At 58.1% G+C, this 279-nt stretch carries 1 protein-coding gene; it reads left to right on the top strand.

Annotated features, from left to right (window positions below; genetic code table 11):
• A partial coding sequence (locus EUU22_RS25310) for a hypothetical protein (RefSeq protein WP_205687906.1) occupies positions 1–279 on the top strand: 279 nt, incomplete at both ends.

Below are 279 nucleotides of genomic sequence, written 5' to 3'. Positions count from 1 at the left end.
AACAGCGCATTCGTCAAAGCGAAGATGAATGTCGCCGCCTGCATGTGGAAGCCCAACAACGGGCGGAACGCGTTCTCTGGCTCAATGAAGAAATCGAAGATCTGAGAAAAGCCGAAACTGAGCAGATGAAGCTGACCGAAGCCACCGAGGCGCGGCTGCTCGCCCAGGTTGAAGCCAAACATGTCGCGGCTGCCGATGCGCAAAGACGAGCCCAAAGAATGGCGGACGACGAACGACGTCTGAGCGACGAGCTCGAGGCGGTCAACCGCGCCGAAAAAG

The organism is Ciceribacter ferrooxidans, assembly GCF_004137355.1.
Lineage (GTDB): Bacteria > Pseudomonadota > Alphaproteobacteria > Rhizobiales > Rhizobiaceae > Allorhizobium > Allorhizobium ferrooxidans.
This window is presented reverse-complemented; position numbering and strand designations above follow the sequence as displayed.